Below are 15,562 nucleotides of genomic sequence, written 5' to 3'. Positions count from 1 at the left end.
GTTTCTCCTTATTTTGGAATTTTTTTACTGACTTTTTTATAAGTCTCTCTGCGATTTTCAATCTCACTGAGGAATTGCAGGTAGTTGTCAAAACGGAAGGTCGCAATAGCGCCTTCTTCTACAGCCGGCTTAACCGCACAGGACGGCTCATGGGTATGGGTACAAGTACGGAACTTGCAGTCTCGACTGACACTGGCAATCTCTGGAAAGGCCTGATTGAGGTCTTCAGCCGTTGACACTTCATAATCCAGCGATGAAAATCCTGGTGTGTCCGCGATTTTACCCCCATTGAGGTTATAAAAACTAACAGCTCGAGTGGTATGACGACCGCGACCCAGACTATCTGAGATTTCTCCTGTTTCAAGATTGAGGTCCGGTGCGATTTTATTGAGAAGGGTTGACTTCCCAACACCTGTCTGCCCCATAAAGACCGTCACTTTTCCTGTCAACAAAGGCAGAAGTTCCTCCTTACTGGTCACAAAGTCGTAACCAATGGCACCGTAAGTCTGCTGGTAAAAATCCAATTCTGCCCGATCTTCCAGCAAGTCCATTTTGGAAATATAAACGATGGGATGAATACCCTTGTGCTCTAAAAGAACCAAGAAGCGATCCAGCAAATTGCTATTAAAATCAGGCTCCTTAGCCGACATGATCACCACAGCTTGGTCAATATTGACAATAGGTGGACGAACCAAACTGTTTTTCCGTTCGTGAATTTTGAGGATATAACCTTCTGAATTTTCCTCCGCAGAAAAGTCTACCCAGTCTCCGACGTAGGGCGTGTGGCCTTTTTTGCGGAAATTCCCACGCGCGCGTGTCTGGTAAACTTGACCATCACTCTCTACATAGTAGAATCCTGCCAAGGCTTTAATGATTTGTCCCTGCATCTTAGAGTCCTTGCCCTTTAAGCGCATCTGAAAGGCTAGCAAATTCTTCCAAGCTTAGTGCTTCCCCACGCACACTTGGTGACAAGCCTGCTTGGTCCAAAGCCTTGGTCAGCTTATCCTTGACTTCTTCGGTCTTACCAAAGTAGCCTGTTAAGTTGTTCCACAAGGTCTTGCGACGATGGGTGAAACTAGCCTTGGAAATCTTAAAGAAGAACTGTTCATCTTTCACTGCTACAGCTGGCTCTGGACGGCGCACCATTTTTAAAATGGCTGAGTCCACATTTGGCGCTGGCACAAAGACCGTACGAGGCACGATGAAGGCAACCTTGGCTGTCATATAATACTGCACAGCAATCGACAAACTACCATAAGCCTTGGTATTTGGCTGTGCTGAGATCCGATCCGCCACTTCTTTTTGCATCATGACGACAAACTCACTAAAAGGAATGCCACTCTCGATCAAGTGCATGAGAATAGGTGTCGTGATATAGTAGGGCAAGTTGGCTACTACTTTAATTGGCAATTCTGGATTTTTGAAATTCTGGATATGTTGCGCCAAGTCAACTTTGAGAATATCCTCGTTGACTACTGTCACATTGTCAAAATCACGTAGGGTATCTGCCAAAATCGGTACCAAACGGTGGTCGATCTCAAAGGCCATGACTTGAGCTGCACGCTCTGCCAAAAATTCTGTCAAGGCACCAATCCCTGGTCCAATTTCAATGACATTGACCTGGTCGTCAATTTCAGCCGTATCCACGATTTTTTGAAGGATATTAGTATCCGTCAGGAAATTTTGCCCAAAGGACTTTTTAAAGGTAAAACCGTGACGCTCCAGCACTGCCTTAGTCACGCTATAATCTGCAATTCTCATTTATTCTCTTTTCTATTTATTAGCTAAAAACAATATATAGAACCCATATAATTCCTAGTACCAATACAATCCAAAACACAAAATGAATACGATGCTTGTTTGAATCGGATCCAGTCATATCAAGCGCTTTCTTATCTTCTTTGGGGTTCATTTTCTTAAATTCATCCTGATAGGCAACTGAATCTAGAATATTGTCTTCTGGCAATAATTCTGAAGCATAATAATCAGGAAAACCCATAGCAAGGCCAATTAGGTTCTTATCCGTTAGAGAAAAATCCAAATCTTCTGGTTGATTTTCCTGAATAGCTCGGATATTTTTTAACAGTTTATCAGAAACTACAGACACTTGATTCATAAAAACTACATCCAAAACATCAAATCCAAGCACATCACCGTCTTTGACATTTGCAAGAATATAACGAACAAAGGCATCATATAGTTGCAAGGCTTGCGGGGCATTTTCTTCTAAAAAAGACCGATTTTGGAGGGCATTTTGCTGGAATTTTTCAATAGAAAGTAAGATATCTACATTCTGCTCTTGGTAAAACTTTTCTGCTTCCTCTTCATCTTCTTCGAGTTTTTCTGCTGTTTCCCAGAGAGCAATAGGAGCTTTTAAATCTGCTTCATCCCAAAACAATTGCCAAAAATAAGGTATTGTGTAAATTCCCTCTGTTAGAATACGGGCTTCATCTCCGTTTTTTAAGTAAATATGGCTTCTATTGCCCATGTTGTTTCCTTTCAATTTTTTAAAAGTAAGATATGGAATTCTACTCATCCCTCTTCCGTAGATAAATCTATATAGACTTTCAACATATCTTCAGAAATTTCAAGTTCTATCTTATGAGGTAGGACACCAGTTTCCATACAGCCAGCATCTCAATCTATTCACTTCTATTGTAACACATTCCGCCTACATTTTGGGACGGTTTCTCAATCCTCATAACTGGTCATAGCCTCTTCCACTTCTGCCAAGGTTATCCCAAATAACTCTAAGCGCTTGAGGAGTTGCTTGCCGTTGGAATAGCCGATGCGGAGCTGTTCGCCTAGATACTCTCTGCGCCTACGACTGTCTGCTCCCGCTAAGAAACCTAGGCGAATCAAGTCACCACGACTGATGTCAAATTCGTTCTCATTTTCAAATTGCTCTGTCACCTGAGCCAGCGCTGTTTTTAGGTCTTCATAGCTGGCGTGTTCAATTCCCAGAGAACGTCCCTTGGACTTAGATTTGGGAACAGCCTCATCTCGCTTGAGAAAGGCATGCTGCACAGTTGGAATGGTCGTCATAATCATGCGCCGAATCCTCTCCCCATTAAAATCTGGATCTGTAAAAACAATGACCCCATGCAGTTCATGCAAACGACGAATGCGCTCTATATCTTGGTCATTTATTGCGGAACCTCTTGTTTCGTAGGTCTCTACATCAAAGTAGCGTTTGAGATTGACCGTATCATCGCGACCTTCGACCACGATGACTTGGGAAATTTTTTCTTTCATCACTTGCTGTCCAATCCGAAGATACGCTCTGCATTTGCAGTTGTTACTGCGGCTAACTCCTCAGTCGTCATCCCACGCAAATCCGCGATAAAATCTACCACATAGCGAGTATAGGCTGTTTTGTTTTCACGACCACGTTTAGGAACAGGAGCCAGGTAAGGGGCATCCGTTTCTACCAAAATCTTATCCAAAGGAAGTTCCCTAGCAACCTCTTGAATATCCGTCGCTTTTTTAAAGGTCACCACTCCTGAGAAAGAAATGGTCATGCCAAGTTCGACAAACTTCTCAGCCCACTCCAAAGAGCCTGAAAATGAATGCATAATCCCACCTCGTGGACCAACGCTCTCGCTCTTGATAATCTCATAAGTATCTTCTAGCGCATCACGGGTATGGACCACAAAAGGTAAATTCAAGTCCTTGGATAACTGAATCTGACGACGAAAAACCCGTTCCTGCACTTCCTTAGGTGCTGTCATCCAATGGTAGTCCAGACCAATCTCACCTAAAGCAACAACCTTGGGATGTTTTAGCTTTTCAAGCAAGTAAGCTTCGACCTCATCTGTGTATGTCCCTGCTTCCGTCGGATGCCAGCCAATAGTTGCGTAGAGTTGCTCATACTCATCTGCTAACTCCAGGGCACGTTCAATGGTCGGCTTGTCAAAACCAACAATGTTCATCCGAGTCACGCCCATCTCAGTTGCCAAGGCGATTTCTTCGGCCTCACGTCTTGCAAATTCTTCTACATTTAAATGTGTGTGCGTATCAAAAATCATCTCTTCTAACCTCATTTTCTTCCATCTATTATACCAAAAATAGCATTCCTCGGCTCGTAAAAATATTCTAATATCAATCGTTCTCCCTTGACTACCTTTTTTCAAAGCAGTATAATAACACTTATTGAAATTTTCAGTAAAGGAAAAGAAAATGTTTAGAAAATTAAAATATACCTTTATCGGTCGGCCACTCAAGTCTCTCACAGACGGCGAAGGGGGCTTATTAGGAAAAATGCAGGCACTTGCAATGTTATCCAGTGATGCCCTGTCTTCTATTGCCTATGGACCTGAACAAGTCATTCTCGTTTTAGTCAGTCTCTCTCCTCTCGCTATTTGGTGGAGCCTCCCTATCGGTATTTTTGTCCTCTTACTCCTCGCTAGTTTGACCATTTCCTATCGTCAAATCATTCATGCCTATCCTCAAGGTGGAGGGGCTTATATGGTCACTCGGGAAAATCTCTCCCCTGAACTGGGCTTGATTGCAGGAGGTAGTCTCCTTGTTGACTATATGCTGACAGTAGCCGTATCCGTTGCGTCTGGAGCTGATGCTATTACAGCAGCCATCCCTGCCCTCCATCCTTATAATCTTCATATCTCTATTTTCCTAGTCTGCCTGCTCATGCTCTTGAATTTAAGAGGATTGAAAGAATCTGCCAGTTCTTTAATGATTCCTGTCTACCTTTTTATCTTCAGCACGGCCTTTCTCTTGCTTTATGGGTTCTTTCAACTATTTACAGGTTCCCTAAATTATCAGGCGACTTCAACCATTGGACAAACTGTTCCTAGCCTTTCCATCGTTCTCCTATTGAGAGCCTTTACTAGCGGTTCAGCCTCTCTAACTGGGGTTGAGGCTATTTCAAATGCAGTGCCATTTTTCAAAACTCCAAAAGAAAAGAATGCTGCTCAGACCTTGACCATCATGTCACTAATTCTAGGTTTTCTTTTTGCAGGCATTACCTTCCTAAACTACTGGATGGGCATCACACCTCAACACGGAGAAACCATTCTCTCGCAAATGGCCAAGGGCATTCTGGGAGATTCATTTTTTGGTCATGCTAGCTACTATCTCTTCCAGTTCTCGACAGCCTTGATTCTAGCTGTAGCTGCAAATACTGGATTTTCAGCCTTCCCTATGCTGGCCTACAATATGGCAAAAAACAAGTACATGCCCCATCTCTTTATGGAAAAAGGGGATCGTCTTGGCTACTCCAATGGTATCTTAACTCTGGCTTTTGGGGCTATGATCCTTCTTCTCATTTTTAATGGGAATACTGAACGCTTGATTCCTCTTTATACGATTGGGGTCTTCGTTCCCTTTGCCCTATCTCAGACTGGGATGATTCGCCATTGGAAAAAGGAAAAAGGAGCAAACTTCTTAAAACCTGCCTTTGCTAATATCCTTGGAGCCATCATTTGTTATGCTATCGTCCTCATTTTACTCCTTTTTAGACTGGGTGATATCTGGCCTTTCTTCCCAATTATCCTAGTTTTAACCTTCCTCTTTTTGTCCATTCACAACCATTATCAAAAAGTGGCAAAACAACTGCGACTCTACGAAGGAATTGAAAAACGCACTTACGACGGCAACCTTGTCCTTGTCCTAGTAGGGAATGTCACTCGAGTAAGTATCGGAGCGATTAACTACGCTCAAAGTATCGGTGATGAAGTATTGGCCATGCACATCTCTACTAAAGAAACAGCTGAAAAAGACCAAGAAATTCTTCAGGAATTTGCCGATTACTTCCCAAATATCACTCTGAAAAATATCACCACCAGCTACCGAAACATCATCGCCCCTAGCGTCAAGTATGTCAAACGAATCGCCCAAGAAGCCAAGCAAAAAAACTATACCGTTACAGTCCTCGTCCCACAGTTTATCCCTAACAAACCTTGGCAAAATATCCTGCACAATCAAATGAGCCTCAAACTAAAATACGCTCTCAGATGGCACGAAGATGTCGTTGTCGCTAGCTACTCCTATCACTTAAAAGAATAAACAAAAACTCAAAATCAGTAACTTCTATCTGGTTTTGAGTTTTTCTATATCTGTTCTTTTAAATAAGCCTTCTATGAGTTTCAGTTGAAATGGACGATTTCGTGGACAATTCACTATGTAAGATAAAAAGAAAAGCCAGTAGACTCGAGTTCCTACTGACTTCTGTGTTGAATTCGTTTGGATTAAGCAGCCAAAACTTTGCGTCCTTTACGACGACGAGCTGCCAATACGCGACGACCGTTTTTAGTTGACATACGGTTACGGAATCCGTGTTTGCGCGCACGACGAAGTTTACTTGGTTGATAAGTACGTTTCACGATGAATACCTCCTCATAGATTTTGTATTCGTTTAGCCGGCTATAAAGTGATCAGTTACTAAACATACTTTACTATTCTATCTGATTCTGCCACTTTTGTCAATAGCTCCAAGCAAATGTTTTCTAGCTTTTCCTATGAAAGCCCTATCTACGATACTGTTTCAAGAAACGAGTCATCTTTTCTTGGATTTGTGCTAATTCGTCCACTCGTGGGAGGTAAACGATACGGAAATGGTCTGGTTCTTGCCAATTAAATCCTCGACCATGAACCAGGAGAACCTTTTCCTGCTTCAAGAAATCAAGAACGAACTGTTCATCATTATCGATGCGATACATATTGCGGTCGATTTTCGGGAAGATATAAAGACCCGCCTTCGGCTTGACCGCAGATAAACCTGGAATATCTTGAATGGCATTATAGATAAAGTTTCTTTGCTCATAGATGCGACCACCAGGAAGGAGTAATTCGTCCACTGACTGGTGCCCACCTAGCGAGGTTTGTACAACTTGCTGGGCTAAAACGTTGGAGCAAAGACGCATATTAGACAGCATATTGAGACCTTCGATATAGCCTTTAACATGTGTCTTAGGACCAGACAAGACCATCCAGCCCACACGAAAACCAGCGATACGGTGGGATTTTGACAGACCATTCATGCTGACACAGAAGACATCTGGTGCCAAGCTCGCCACAGGCGTATGCACATGTCCATCCATTACCATGCGGTCGTAGATTTCGTCCGCAAAGATGATCAAGTCGTTTTGACGGGCAATCTCAATAATCTCCAACAAGAGTTCCTTAGGATAGAGAGCTCCCGTCGGGTTATTGGGATTGATAAGGACAATGGCCTTGGTATTGGAAGTAATTTTTGACTTAATATCGTCAATATCTGGGTACCACTCTGCAGCTTCATCACAGATATAGTGAACGGCATTTCCCCCAGCTAGGCTGACCGCGGCTGTCCAGAGAGGGTAGTCTGGCATAGGTACCAAGACCTCATCGCCATTATCCAAAAGCCCTTGCATGGACATAACAATCAGCTCACTGACACCATTTCCAAGGTAGATATCATCAATGTCCACATTTGGGAATTTCTTCAGTTGACAATACTGCATGATGGCCTTACGGGCTGAGAAAATCCCTTTAGAATCAGAGTAGCCTTCGCTATCACGCGCATTCATAATCAAATCATGAATGACCTCATCAGGTGCTGTAAAGCCAAATTCTGCTGGATTCCCTGTATTCAGGCGTAAAATCTTTTCTCCGTTTGCTCGCATCCGTATGGCTTCTTCCAAAACAGGTCCACGGATATCATAGGCAACATGTTCTAACTTACTAGACTTGTTATATTCTTTCATCTTGTTTCCTCAATTCATCGAGATAGTAACATTATACCACTAGAAAGGGATTGCGACAAGTTTCCTGAAATGAGCAAGCAAAGAAAAAAACTCACAACGACTAGGTTCTCACTGTCTAAACAACTAGAATGCAGAAGTATTTTCTCACATACCAAAAGACAAACCTAGAAAGACTAATACTAAAAAGGAATCATACAAAAGATTAAACATGAGAAAGAGCCCCCACGTGACCAAATAGTTCAAGCGACCACTTCTCTTTGCAATCACAAATAAAATGATGTGGTAGACTAAGTGAAAGAGAAGAAAGCCAACAAAACCTGGATAGAGAACAGGCACGACTCTTTCCAGCTGCCAAAGCATCACTACTTCTCCTACAAGTGACGCAAGGATAATTCCATGATAAAGAAGACTTATTTTTTTAGAAGCTTGAACAAAATCTTTCATACTTTCTCATCTCCTCACTATGTTTCCTACTATCCCGTTTTCTTTTATTTTAACATATCTCCACCAAATCGAATCTCCGATAATATTTATTTAAATATGATTTTTACTTTACTTCTTTAGTGAAAAGGGTTACAATAACAGTAAGAAAATTTCAGGAGGTTTCATTATGGCACAACGTTACCAAAATGTTATGGTTGCAATTGATGGTTCTAAAGAGGCAGACTTGGCTTTTGTTAAAGGTGTTTACACTGCTCTACGCAATGATTCCAAGCTCACCATTGCCCATGTTATTGACACACGCGCTCTTCAAAGCGTATCTACCTTTGATGCTGAAGTTTACGAAGAACTCCAAGTTGACGCTGAAAGTTTGATGAAAGAGTACGAAAAACGTGCAAAAGATGCGGGTGTGACCGATATTCATACCGTCATCGAAATGGGAAATCCGAAAACCCTCCTTGCCCGTACCATTCCAGACGCGGAAAATGTTGACCTGATTCTCGTCGGCGCAACAGGTCTTAATGCCTTTGAACGCCTCTTGGTTGGCTCTTCATCTGAATACATCCTCCGCCACGCAAAAGTTGATTTGCTCGTCGTGAGAGAACAAGAAAAAACATTATAGGAACATAAAAGGAGCCTGCTAGGCTCCCTTTTTTCTTACTTATTTCTCTCTTTATGTCGCTCATAAGCCTTGAGCTGACGCTGCAGTTCCTTTCTGATAGCAGGTTCTGGAGCATATTTTTCGTCCCAGTCATCCGGTTTTAAGATTTTATGTGTAACTGGATCAAAATGAGCTTTTCCATCAGGAAAAACCTTCCCCATGTTTGCCTCATGCACAATATCAAAGATGCGTTCTGGATCCACTCCCATCAAGGCAAAACTGCCGTAAGTAAAATACAGTGTATCGATTAAGGCATCAACCTGCCCGATTAGATCTTTTTGGGCAGGCGTTTTTTGCCTCACCTTTTCTGCTGCCTTATCAAGTGCCGCATGCATGCTGTTAAGTGACTGCTGGAATTCTTCCTCCGAAGAACTTGCCGCGCGAACAAACTCTACTAATTCTTCAATTTTAAAGTCTGCACGGTGGGTCGCCCCCTCAACATCCCATGCCTGTGGCTCTTCCTGCGTCCGTTCATCCATCATGTGGTGGAAGGTCTTGACCTTATTAAAATGGTAATCTCGACTGACAAACACTTTTTCTGAAGCCAAAACACCAAAGTGCTCGAGCGCCTTGTGGATGCCATCTTGTTGGTTACTTGCTGTAATGTGCTTGGCAACTTCTTTGACGCTGCTACTGCCATTTCCCATGGCTACAGACATACCAACACCTGCCAACATTTCCAGGTCATTGTCTGAATCTCCGAAAGCCATGACTTGGTTGAGATCAAAGCCATATTCTTTCCCAACTCGACGAATGCCTTCTAGTTTGGAATTTCCTTGGTTGATGATATCTGCTGCAAAAGGATTGCTTCGAGTCAATTTCAAATCTTCAAAATCACTTGCAGCTTTCTCAGATTCTTCAGGAGTCATCAGCATTAACACTTGATAGATTGGCTCATTAATCAAACGAAGCAGGTCATCTTCCTTTTGAGGGACTGCCTTGCTAACCATTCGATTAAAGGAACGGCTAACGGTTCTTGTTAAGCCAGTTGGAATAAAACGGCTAACCAGCTGTGAAAAGGATCCGAGACCAAATGACATAATTTTCGAACCAACAACAGCATGCTCGGTTCCAAGAGCGATTTCTTTTCGCTCTTTTTTAGCATAGGCAATCAATTGACGCAGGCTTGACTTAGCAATCGGACTAGCAAATAAAACTTTTTCTTTATTAAAGATAAATTGTCCGTTATAAGTTATTGCAAAATCCAGATCTAAATCTTCCATCAATTCCTTGACAAAGAAAGGCCCCCGTCCTGTCGCCACTCCAACAAGCACCCCTTGCTCTTTCACAATCCTAATCGCGTCCTTAGTGGATTTCAAAACACTCTTACGATCGTTGACTAGCGTTCCATCGATATCAAAAAAAACAGCTTTGACTTCCATCCTATCCCATTCTTCCCTTTTGTGTTACAATGATTATACCACATTTCAGAAAGAGTGAGTAATTCATGCCTAAGAAAATCCTTGTTTTACATACAGGTGGGACTATTTCCATGCAAGCAGACGCCTCTGGCGCAGTTGTGACCAGCCAGGACAATCCCATGAACCATGTATCCAATCCACTTGAAGGGATTGAGGTTCATGCCCTAGACTTTTTTAACCTACCGAGCCCCCATATCAAACCCAAACACATGCTAGCCCTCTACCATAAGATTAAAGAGGAAGCAGACCACTACGATGGAGTTGTCATCACACATGGAACAGATACGCTAGAGGAAACTGCCTACTTCCTTGATACCATGGAAATCCCACACATGCCCATCGTTCTAACAGGAGCTATGCGTAGTTCAAACGAACTCGGTAGTGATGGAGTTTATAACTATCTGAGCGCTTTACGAGTTGCCAGCGATGACAAAGCAGCCAACAAGGGTGTGCTGGTCGTCATGAATGATGAGATCCACGCAGCAAAGTATGTTACCAAAACCCATACGACCAACGTCGGTACCTTTCAAACTCCTACTCACGGGCCTCTCGGTCTCATCATGAAGCAAGAAATCCTCTACTTCAAAACAGCTGAGCCTCGTGTCCGTTTTGATCTCGAACATATTCAAGGTCTGGTTCCCATCATCTCGGCCTATGCAGGTATGACAGATGAGCTGATTGATATGCTTGACCTAGATCACCTAGATGGATTAGTCGTTCAAGCTTTTGGAGCAGGCAATGTCCCCAAAGAAACAGCTCAAAAGTTAGAGAATCTCCTCCAAAAAGGGATTCCCGTCGCCCTGGTTTCACGATGCTTTAATGGTATTGCCGAGCCTGTTTATGCCTACCAAGGTGGGGGCGTGCAGTTGCAAAAGGCAGGCGTTTTCTTTGTTAAAGAACTCAACGCCCAAAAAGCTCGTCTCAAATTATTGATCGCCCTTAATGCTGGACTAAAAGGACAGGCCTTAAAAGACTATATGGAAGGCTAATCCTCTTCTCTAGAATACAAAATCAGGAAATCGTGAAGATTTCCTGATTTTTTCTATTTACGTTTTCGTGTAGAGCGACGTTCTGTCAAACCGTGAGGCAAAAGAACTTCACGTTCTTCCAACTCTTCCTTATGCATAATCTTGGTCAACATACGCATACTGATAGCACCAAGGTCGTATAGAGGTTGAGCAATTGTCGTTAAGTTTGGACGAGTGAATCGTGCAATTTGAGAATCATCTGTCGTGATGATTTCAAACTCTTCTGGTACAGAAATACCGTGATCTGCCAAGCCATTTAACACACCCGCAGCCAATTCATCACCTGTCACAACCGCGGCTGTAGCCTGTGAAGAAACCAAGCGCTCTGCCAAGGCATAGCCATCATTATAGCTGTATTTAGACTCAAATACCATGCCCTCGCTATAAGGGATTCCTGCCTTTTTCAAAGCTTCCTTGTAACCAATCAATCGAATTTTGCCGTTGATATCATCAACAAGTGGTCCACTGATAAAGGCAATCTTTTCATTTTCCTGAAGCAAATGAGTTACTGCATCAATCGTTGCTTGTTTGTAGTCAATATTAACACTTGGCAACTGGTGTTCGATATCCACCGTCCCTGCAAGGACAACTGGTGTCCGAGAACGAGAAAATTCTGAACGAATCTTTTCAGTCAAGTGATAGCCCATAAAGATAATACCATCAACTTGTTTTGAAAAGAGAGTATTAACTACTGAAACTTCTTTTTCATCGTCTTCATCACTGTTGGCTAGGACGATATTGTACTTATACATCTCTGCAATATCATCAATCCCCTTGGCTAGGGTTGAAAAATAGCCATTAGTGATATTTGGAATCACAACACCAACTGTCGTGGTTTTCTTGCTGGCCAAGCCACGCGCTACCGCATTTGGACGGTAGTCAAGACGATCGATCACCTCTAGAACTTTTTTACGAGTATTCTCTTTGACGTTCTTATTGCCATTCACTACACGGCTAACAGTTGCCATTGAGACCCCAGCTTCACGGGCAACATCATAAATCGTTACTGTATCATCTGTGTTCATTCTGTTTCCTTTCTATATTGAAAATTTCGCTTTCATGCATCTGCTTACTCCATTTTATCACTTATTGTAAACACTTTCAAGTATTTTTTAGAGAAACTTTGAAAAAATTTCACAACCTATTCCCATTTTGAAAAAGCAAGTACAATTTCTTGATTTTTGGGATGTTTTGCTGTATGATAAGGAAAAATAAAATGGGGGAGGGAATGTTTATGGCTTTTACAAATACTCAGAGACGTTCGGCCAGTTTTGGCGTTGTGACCAGCTTGCCTGACGATGTTATCGACTCTTTATGGTTTATTATCGATCATTTTTTGAAAAACGTCTTTGAATTAGAAGAGGAACTTGAATTTCAACTGCTAAATAACGAGGGAACCATCACCTTCCATTTTTCTAGCCAGCACCTTCCGACTAGCATTGATTTTGATTTCAATCATCCTTTCGATCCACTTTACCCTCCTAGGGTCCTTGTTTTAGACATGGACGGCAGAGAAACCATCCTCCTTCCAGAAGAAAATGACCTATTTTAAAAACTCTAGCTTCTCGGCGCAAACTGCTGAGGAACTAGAGTTTTTTCTATTTGTTCAATTCTTGATACAAGTGGCGAATTGGTTGTTTTAGGATCGGATGAATAAAATGGGGAGCTATTTCCGCTAACGGTTCAAGGACAAATCGGCGTTCTGCTATATAAGGATGAGGCAAGATGAGCTCGTCTGTGTAAATAATCTGGTCCTCCACAAAAAGCAGGTCCAAATCAATCAAGCGAGGCCCCCAATGCACTTCTCTCACCCGTCCCATTTCTGACTCAATGGCTAATAATGTTTCTAACAAGACTGGTGCTGGTAGCCAGGTTTCTACTTCAATCACCTGATTGGCAAAACTCTCCTGCTCCACACCACCCCAAGGTTCCGTCGCCAAGACACTGGACTCTTTGAGAATATGGATGCCTCGAGCTCGCAGTTTGTCAATGGCTTGTTCCAAGTTTGCTTGCTTGTCCCCCATATTGCTTCCTAGAGCGATAAAGGCCTGCTGCTTACGACGGTGAATGGTCACCGAGCAGGTATCTAGCGGTAAATGCACTGGAGCCCACGGTTTTTTTAGTTCCAACTCAATCTCTTGGACAAGAGAATAAGTCTCAAAGGTACGTTCAACTAGTTTGTAGGCTACCGTTTCAATCAAGTCCTCAGTGGTTTCCTGAAACCAAGTCGTCCACTGCTGACACAGTTCTCCGTAATGGACAGATGCTGTTAAATCCAAGTCTGTCGCCGCCTTGGTCATATCATAGGATAAGCTTGCGGAAATAACAAACTTCTGCCCCAATTCTTTCTCACTTGGAAAGAGACCATGATAGGCAAAAATTTCCAAATCTTTAATCTGCAGTTGATCCATAACTAGTCCTTTCTAGAAAAATCCGCATGAAGCGGATTCTTTTTATAGTCCCATTAAACGATAAGCCTGATCTCGGAGGTCCTTATCTGTTTCAAATAGACCACGAGCGACTGTTGTCAAAGTCGCAGTACCTGGTTTTCTGACACCACGCATGCTCATACACATATGCTCGGCCTCAATGACAACAAAGGCCCCTTTAGCCCCCAGATAGTCCATCAAGGCATCGGCCACTTCGATATTCAACCGTTCTTGAATCTGTGGTTTTTTAGAATAAACTTCAACCGTACGGGCTAGCTTAGACAAGCCTGCCACACGTCCATCTGGAATATAGGCAATGTGGGCTCTACCATAAAAGGGCAAGAAGTGGTGCTCACACATAGTGTGGAAAAAGATATCTTTTTCTACTACCATGTTATCATCAATAATCTCAAAAGATTTTGACAGGTGTTCCTCAGCAGTTTGTCCAAGACCTGAAAAAATCTCTTGGTACATACGGGCTACACGAGCAGGTGTTTCCTGCAAGCCCTCGCGGTTAGCGTCCTCACCAACAGCCTCAATAATCATTTTTACAGCCGTTTCAATCTTTTGTGTATCCATTCTCGTTCTTCCTCTCCGTCAGATAGGCTCTCACTTGGCTCAAGAAATACAAGGAACCCGTGACAATCCTAACTGTTTGTTTCTCTTCTTTTCTATCTGTCAATTTCTGCTCTAGAAAATCCTGCCAACTTTGGTAATTGAGATTTCTAGACTTGGCTGTCTCTTTCAGCACGCTTTCATCCGTCGCCCGACTATCGTCAAAATGTGTCAGGGTAAGCTCGGTATCTGGGATTTCCTCCAACAAATCCAGCATATCCTCCAAGGCCTTGGTTTTGATGCAGGTAAAGAGGATTTCCTTATGATAATCCGCAAAGCGTTCTTGCAAGGTTGCTAATAAAGCCTTGATAGCATGAGGATTATGGGCTCCATCCAAAATCATCAGAGGTTCACTAGACAGGACCTCCAAACGCCCTGACCATCTGGTTTCCTCCATGGCTTGAGCAACCAAGTCATTGCTAGCTAATTCTCGTCCAACCTCCTGACAATAAGTGTCTAAGAGAGCAAGTGCCATCCCTGCATTCTCAATCTGATGTAAACCAAGCAGACCTGTCTGGAAGCGACCTTGTCTGACAGGACTTGTATAGTCAAAAACCTCGCCCGTCACCACACTTTCTTGATGACCAACCTGATAATCTTTTCCATAGGCAAGTCTCGGCGCATTTTTAGCTTCTGCAATAGGATCGATCACAGCCAAAGCTTCTGGAGTAATGTGACCTGTCACCAAGGGAATACCTTGTTTGATAATACCAGCCTTCTGCTCTGCTATAGCTTCCAAGGTGTCACCAAGTAGGGCCACATGATCCAAGCCAATAGTTGTAATCCCTGTCAGAATCGGCTGGCAGACATTGGTACTATCCAAGAGTCCACCCATGCCGACTTCCATGATAGCCACATCTACTTTCTCTGAGGCAAAATAATCATAAGCTATGGCTGTGATAATCTCAAACTCAGTCGTTTCTTGTAAAGCAGCGCTCCTCTCCCCCTCAAGCAAAGACTGATAGTCTGCCATGAGGGCTTCTAGCCTTGCTTCTGGGATGGATTCCCCATTGATGCTAATCTGGTCTGTGTAATGAATGAGATAAGGCGAGCTAAAAACTCCAACTTTCAACCCCATCTTTTCCAGCATCTTTTTCAAAAAAGCAATGGTCGAACCCTTTCCATTGGTTCCACCGATATGGATAACCTTGAGTTTGAGATGGGGATTGCCTCGCAGGGCTAGGAGTTCTACCATTCGCTCCAAACCAAAATGCGGTTGGTCCGTCCGGTAGTGGGCAATCCACTGATTGTTTTGAATTTCGTTCAT

17 protein-coding genes are annotated in these 15,562 nt (G+C 42.9%); 4 read left to right on the top strand and 13 right to left on the bottom strand.

The genetic code is table 11. The annotated features are described in order from the left end of the window. Positions 1-8: 8 nt before the first annotated feature. From rsgA to GOM47_RS01280, 5 genes are all read right to left on the bottom strand, one after another. Positions 9-887: a ribosome small subunit-dependent GTPase A gene (rsgA, locus tag GOM47_RS01300; protein WP_235080820.1), complete on the bottom strand. Its 879-nt coding sequence runs from the start codon at positions 885-887 to the stop codon at positions 9-11. Position 888: 1 nt separating this feature from the next. After that, entirely contained in the window at positions 889-1,761 is an 873-nt protein-coding gene (gene rsmA / locus GOM47_RS01295; protein ID WP_235080819.1) for a 16S rRNA (adenine(1518)-N(6)/adenine(1519)-N(6))-dimethyltransferase RsmA, read from the bottom strand. A 19-nt stretch (positions 1,762-1,780) separates the two neighbouring features. Further along, positions 1,781-2,488, bottom strand: coding sequence for a dimethyladenosine transferase (locus GOM47_RS01290; protein ID WP_235080818.1), 708 nt, complete (start codon positions 2,486-2,488; stop codon positions 1,781-1,783). A 203-nt stretch (positions 2,489-2,691) separates the two neighbouring features. Beyond that, a complete protein-coding gene (gene rnmV / locus GOM47_RS01285; protein ID WP_235080817.1) occupies positions 2,692-3,255 on the bottom strand; it encodes a ribonuclease M5 in 564 nt (187 codons plus the stop codon). After that, positions 3,255-4,028 carry a TatD family hydrolase gene (locus GOM47_RS01280; protein ID WP_235081264.1) on the bottom strand — a complete coding sequence of 258 codons (774 nt, stop codon included), beginning with the start codon at positions 4,026-4,028 and terminating at the stop codon, positions 3,255-3,257. Before GOM47_RS01280 ends, rnmV begins: the two co-directional genes overlap by 1 nt. Before the next feature lie 151 nt (positions 4,029-4,179). Here GOM47_RS01280 and GOM47_RS01275 point away from each other — a divergent pair, with 151 nt between their 5' ends. After that, positions 4,180-6,024 carry an APC family permease gene (locus GOM47_RS01275; RefSeq protein ID WP_235080816.1) on the top strand — a complete coding sequence of 615 codons (1,845 nt, stop codon included), beginning with the start codon at positions 4,180-4,182 and terminating at the stop codon, positions 6,022-6,024. A gap of 182 nt (positions 6,025-6,206) precedes the next feature. On the opposite strand, the gene rpmH is transcribed toward GOM47_RS01275, so the two are convergent. From rpmH to GOM47_RS01260, 3 genes are all read right to left on the bottom strand, one after another. Further along, entirely contained in the window at positions 6,207-6,341 is a 135-nt protein-coding gene (gene rpmH / locus GOM47_RS01270; protein WP_000831905.1) for a 50S ribosomal protein L34, read from the bottom strand. A gap of 144 nt (positions 6,342-6,485) precedes the next feature. Next, positions 6,486-7,700, bottom strand: coding sequence for a pyridoxal phosphate-dependent aminotransferase (locus GOM47_RS01265; protein WP_235080815.1), 1,215 nt, complete (start codon positions 7,698-7,700; stop codon positions 6,486-6,488). Positions 7,701-7,844: 144 nt separating this feature from the next. After that, on the bottom strand, positions 7,845-8,144 hold the full coding sequence (locus GOM47_RS01260; protein WP_235080814.1) for a hypothetical protein: 300 nt from the start codon (positions 8,142-8,144) through the stop codon (positions 7,845-7,847). Positions 8,145-8,310: 166 nt separating this feature from the next. Here GOM47_RS01260 and GOM47_RS01255 point away from each other — a divergent pair, with 166 nt between their 5' ends. Then, entirely contained in the window at positions 8,311-8,763 is a 453-nt protein-coding gene (locus tag GOM47_RS01255) for a universal stress protein (RefSeq protein WP_000079159.1), read from the top strand. Between the two features lie 35 nt (positions 8,764-8,798). Here GOM47_RS01255 and GOM47_RS01250 read toward each other — a convergent pair whose 3' ends face one another. Beyond that, positions 8,799-10,184, bottom strand: coding sequence for a Cof-type HAD-IIB family hydrolase (locus tag GOM47_RS01250; protein ID WP_235080813.1), 1,386 nt, complete (start codon positions 10,182-10,184; stop codon positions 8,799-8,801). Between the two features lie 65 nt (positions 10,185-10,249). On the opposite strand from GOM47_RS01250, the gene GOM47_RS01245 reads away from it, so the two are divergent. Continuing rightward, positions 10,250-11,212, top strand: a complete 963-nt coding sequence (locus GOM47_RS01245) for an asparaginase (RefSeq protein WP_235080812.1) — start codon at positions 10,250-10,252, stop codon at positions 11,210-11,212. Between the two features lie 53 nt (positions 11,213-11,265). Here GOM47_RS01245 and ccpA read toward each other — a convergent pair whose 3' ends face one another. Then, a complete protein-coding gene (ccpA, locus tag GOM47_RS01240) occupies positions 11,266-12,276 on the bottom strand; it encodes a catabolite control protein A (RefSeq protein WP_235080811.1) in 1,011 nt (336 codons plus the stop codon). A gap of 209 nt (positions 12,277-12,485) precedes the next feature. Between ccpA and GOM47_RS01235 the strand changes: the two genes are divergently transcribed. Beyond that, a complete protein-coding gene (locus GOM47_RS01235) occupies positions 12,486-12,803 on the top strand; it encodes a DUF960 domain-containing protein (protein ID WP_223328903.1) in 318 nt (105 codons plus the stop codon). Positions 12,804-12,849: 46 nt separating this feature from the next. Here the strand turns inward: GOM47_RS01235 and folK are convergent, their stop codons facing one another. The 3 genes from folK to GOM47_RS01220 are packed head-to-tail and all read right to left on the bottom strand — an operon-like array spanning position 12,850 to position 15,562. Continuing rightward, positions 12,850-13,662 (bottom strand): 2-amino-4-hydroxy-6-hydroxymethyldihydropteridine diphosphokinase, encoded by an 813-nt coding sequence (gene folK, locus GOM47_RS01230; RefSeq protein WP_235080810.1) that lies wholly within the window; start codon positions 13,660-13,662, stop codon positions 12,850-12,852. 42 nt (positions 13,663-13,704) lie between these two features. After that, positions 13,705-14,259 carry a GTP cyclohydrolase I FolE gene (folE, locus tag GOM47_RS01225; protein WP_000380931.1) on the bottom strand — a complete coding sequence of 185 codons (555 nt, stop codon included), beginning with the start codon at positions 14,257-14,259 and terminating at the stop codon, positions 13,705-13,707. Continuing rightward, positions 14,240-15,562, bottom strand: coding sequence for a bifunctional folylpolyglutamate synthase/dihydrofolate synthase (locus GOM47_RS01220; RefSeq protein WP_235080809.1), 1,323 nt, complete (start codon positions 15,560-15,562; stop codon positions 14,240-14,242). The genes folE and GOM47_RS01220 overlap by 20 nt, the downstream gene beginning before the upstream one ends.

The organism is Streptococcus oralis, assembly GCF_021497945.1.
In the GTDB taxonomy this organism is placed as follows: domain Bacteria; phylum Bacillota; class Bacilli; order Lactobacillales; family Streptococcaceae; genus Streptococcus; species Streptococcus oralis_BR.
The sequence above is the reverse complement of the archived record's forward strand: the minus strand, read 5'-3'. Positions and strand labels throughout refer to the sequence as shown.

What these genes read in the sequence shown, in the direction of transcription:
- GOM47_RS01290 (WP_235080818.1), bottom strand. Translation starts at nt 2,488, where the DNA reads ATGGGCAATAGAAGCCATATTTACTTAAAAAACGGAGATGAAGCCCGT.
- GOM47_RS01275 (WP_235080816.1), top strand. Translation starts at nt 4,180, where the DNA reads ATGTTTAGAAAATTAAAATATACCTTTATCGGTCGGCCACTCAAGTCT.
- GOM47_RS01280 (WP_235081264.1), bottom strand. Translation starts at nt 4,028, where the DNA reads ATGATTTTTGATACGCACACACATTTAAATGTAGAAGAATTTGCAAGA.
- GOM47_RS01255 (WP_000079159.1), top strand. Translation starts at nt 8,311, where the DNA reads ATGGCACAACGTTACCAAAATGTTATGGTTGCAATTGATGGTTCTAAA.
- GOM47_RS01265 (WP_235080815.1), bottom strand. Translation starts at nt 7,700, where the DNA reads ATGAAAGAATATAACAAGTCTAGTAAGTTAGAACATGTTGCCTATGAT.
- GOM47_RS01250 (WP_235080813.1), bottom strand. Translation starts at nt 10,184, where the DNA reads ATGGAAGTCAAAGCTGTTTTTTTTGATATCGATGGAACGCTAGTCAAC.
- GOM47_RS01245 (WP_235080812.1), top strand. Translation starts at nt 10,250, where the DNA reads ATGCCTAAGAAAATCCTTGTTTTACATACAGGTGGGACTATTTCCATG.
- GOM47_RS01220 (WP_235080809.1), bottom strand. Translation starts at nt 15,562, where the DNA reads ATGAACGAAATTCAAAACAATCAGTGGATTGCCCACTACCGGACGGAC.
- folK (WP_235080810.1), bottom strand. Translation starts at nt 13,662, where the DNA reads ATGGATCAACTGCAGATTAAAGATTTGGAAATTTTTGCCTATCATGGT.
- GOM47_RS01260 (WP_235080814.1), bottom strand. Translation starts at nt 8,144, where the DNA reads ATGAAAGATTTTGTTCAAGCTTCTAAAAAAATAAGTCTTCTTTATCAT.
- ccpA (WP_235080811.1), bottom strand. Translation starts at nt 12,276, where the DNA reads ATGAACACAGATGATACAGTAACGATTTATGATGTTGCCCGTGAAGCT.
- rnmV (WP_235080817.1), bottom strand. Translation starts at nt 3,255, where the DNA reads ATGAAAGAAAAAATTTCCCAAGTCATCGTGGTCGAAGGTCGCGATGAT.
- rsgA (WP_235080820.1), bottom strand. Translation starts at nt 887, where the DNA reads ATGCAGGGACAAATCATTAAAGCCTTGGCAGGATTCTACTATGTAGAG.
- folE (WP_000380931.1), bottom strand. Translation starts at nt 14,259, where the DNA reads ATGGATACACAAAAGATTGAAACGGCTGTAAAAATGATTATTGAGGCT.
- GOM47_RS01235 (WP_223328903.1), top strand. Translation starts at nt 12,486, where the DNA reads ATGGCTTTTACAAATACTCAGAGACGTTCGGCCAGTTTTGGCGTTGTG.
- rsmA (WP_235080819.1), bottom strand. Translation starts at nt 1,761, where the DNA reads ATGAGAATTGCAGATTATAGCGTGACTAAGGCAGTGCTGGAGCGTCAC.